We start from the raw sequence: 2303 nt of genomic DNA, 5'->3' as shown, positions 1-2303 counted from the left end.
TTCCCCCGCCACATCCATTTCGTCCAGGACCTGCCCAAAACGGCAACCGGAAAAATCCAGCGCTTCCGATTGCGCCAGATGACCGCGGACACCGTCGGGGCCTAAACGTTCGGAGCATCCATGACCGCTGCCGCCCTCCCGTCGTCCATCGAGCGTCCCGTGGAGGCCGGCACGGTCCAGGTGGCGCCCGGCGTCCACTGGGTCCGCATGCCGCTGCCCTTCGCGCTCGACCACATCAACCTGTGGCTGCTGGAGGACGGGCCGGGCTGGACGCTGGTCGACACTGGCTTCAACAGCGAGGCGACGCGCGCCCTGTGGGAACGGCTGTTCGCCGGCGTGATGGGCGGCCGGCCGATCACCCGCGTGGTCGCCACCCACTTCCACCCCGACCACATGGGGCTGGCCGGCTGGCTGGCGCCGCGCTTCGACGCGACCTTCCACGCCACGCTGACGGAGTGGCTGTACGGCCGCATGCTGACGCTGGAGCCGGACGAGCTGGCGCGCCCGCAGGTCGAGCGCTTCTACCGCGCCGCCGGCCTGCCCGAGGACATGATCGAGGCGGTCATCAACCGCCCGAACGGCTACCGGCGCGCGGTGGTGCCGCTGCCGACGGCGCTGCACCGCCTGCACGACGGCGACGCGCTGGAGGTCGGCGGGCACCGCTGGCGGGTGGTGGTCGGCCGCGGCCACGCGCCGGAGCAGGCCTGCCTGCTCGACGAGGCGCGCGGCCTGTTCATCGCCGGCGACCAGATCCTGCCGAAGATCAGCCCGAACGTCAGCGTCTGGCCGCACGAGCCGGACTCCGACCCGCTGAGCGACTTCCTGGAGACGCTGCGGGCGTTCAAGGCGCTGCCGGCGGACGCGCTGGTGCTGCCCTCGCACGGGCACCCCTTCACCGGCCTGCACGGCCGCATCGACGAGCTGGTGGAGCACCACGGTGAGCGCCTCGACGAGACGGTGGCCGCCTGCGCCGGGCCGGCGACCGCCTACGAGGTCATGCAGGCGATGTTCACCCGCAAGCTCGACGTCCACCAGACCCGCTTCGCGGTCGGCGAGGCGATCGCGCACCTGAACCACCTCGTGCGGCAGGGCCGCGTGGTGCGCAAGCGCGGGGCGGGGGCGGACCGCTACCGGCGGGCGTGAGTCACCGCTTGCACCCGACCACCACCGCGGCGACGGCGGCGCGGGTGCCGCCGGTGTAGCGGTTGGCCAGGACGTCCTGCCAGAGGTTGGCGCGCTTCAGCTCGTCGGCGATGCAGCGGCACTGCGCGGCGCAGGTGGTCTGGCCGCTGGTGGCGCAGCCGGCCTCGCAGTTGGTCAGGAAGTCCCGCGTGTCGCGGTCCGGCCCGCTGGACAGCAGGACCAGCAGCGACAGCGCGCCGAACAGCACCGGCTGGTGCACGAGGTAGATCGGCAGGCTCCAGCGCCCCATCCAGGCGAGCGCCCGGCCGCCGGCGCCTCCCGGCCGCCACGCCGCCGGCGCGCCGCGCCCGCGCCACAGCTGTCCCAGCGCGATCCCCCACAGCACGATGCCGAACCACGGGAACAGCGGCACGTAGTCGTTGGAGTCGGGCGGGAAGGTCATCAGCCCGATCCATTGCAGCGCCGGCTGGTCGAACAGCGGCACGCTGGTGAGGTCCGGCAGCACCCAGACCGCGACGCCGAGCGCCGCGTTCGCCCACGCCGGCAGGCGCAGGAAGGCAAGGCCGAGCACGCTCGCCACCGCGATGTGGTGGAGCACGCCGAAGAAGATCGGGCTGTCCGGGAACTGCGCGTAGGACACCGCCGACACCGCGCCGGCCGCGCCGGCCAGCAGCCCGAGCCGCCACAGGAACCGCCGCCGGTCGAACCCGCGCTGCGCCGCCAGCACGAGGCTGACGCCGACCAGCAGCAGGAAGCTGCCGAGGATCGCCGTGCGCGCCGCCAGCCAGAACGGGTTCTCCAGCAGGTTGAGCCGGGCGAACCCCAGGAAGTCGAGGTCCCAGCTCAGGTGGTAGGCCGCCATGGCGAGGATCGCCACGCCGCGCGCGGCATCGACGACGGGGAGGCGGGCGGCGGAGGGGGAAGGCGGCACGGCGGGCATGCGGCGTTGATGCCCGATTGCGGGTAGGCTGTCCACGGCGGAGCTTGAATCCCTCTCCCGCCCCGGGAGAGGGTGGCCGCCGCAGGCGGCCGGGTGAGGGTAAATTCAAGGATCCTTGCACTGACCCTCACCCTCCCGCCGCAACGCGGCGGGCCCCTCCCTCTCCCGGGGCGGGGGAGGGGGTATGAGAACGGGGTGTCCACGTTGTCCGTCGCCTGTG

At 73.0% G+C, this 2303-nt stretch carries 2 protein-coding genes; one reads left to right on the top strand and one right to left on the bottom strand.

Annotated elements, in window-relative coordinates; genetic code table 11:
- Positions 1 to 120 precede the first annotated feature (120 nt).
- Positions 121 to 1143, top strand: a complete 1023-nt coding sequence (locus TSO221_RS26965; protein WP_109121607.1) for an MBL fold metallo-hydrolase — start codon at positions 121 to 123, stop codon at positions 1141 to 1143.
- Position 1144: 1 nt separating this feature from the next.
- On the opposite strand, the gene TSO221_RS26960 is transcribed toward TSO221_RS26965, so the two are convergent.
- Positions 1145 to 2083: a heparan-alpha-glucosaminide N-acetyltransferase gene (locus tag TSO221_RS26960; RefSeq protein WP_109121606.1), complete on the bottom strand. Its 939-nt coding sequence runs from the start codon at positions 2081 to 2083 to the stop codon at positions 1145 to 1147.
- Between the last annotated feature and the right edge of the window lie 220 nt (positions 2084 to 2303).

This window comes from Azospirillum sp. TSO22-1 (assembly GCF_003116015.1).
Lineage (GTDB): Bacteria > Pseudomonadota > Alphaproteobacteria > Azospirillales > Azospirillaceae > Azospirillum.
The sequence above is the reverse complement of the archived record's forward strand: the minus strand, read 5'-3'. Positions and strand labels throughout refer to the sequence as shown.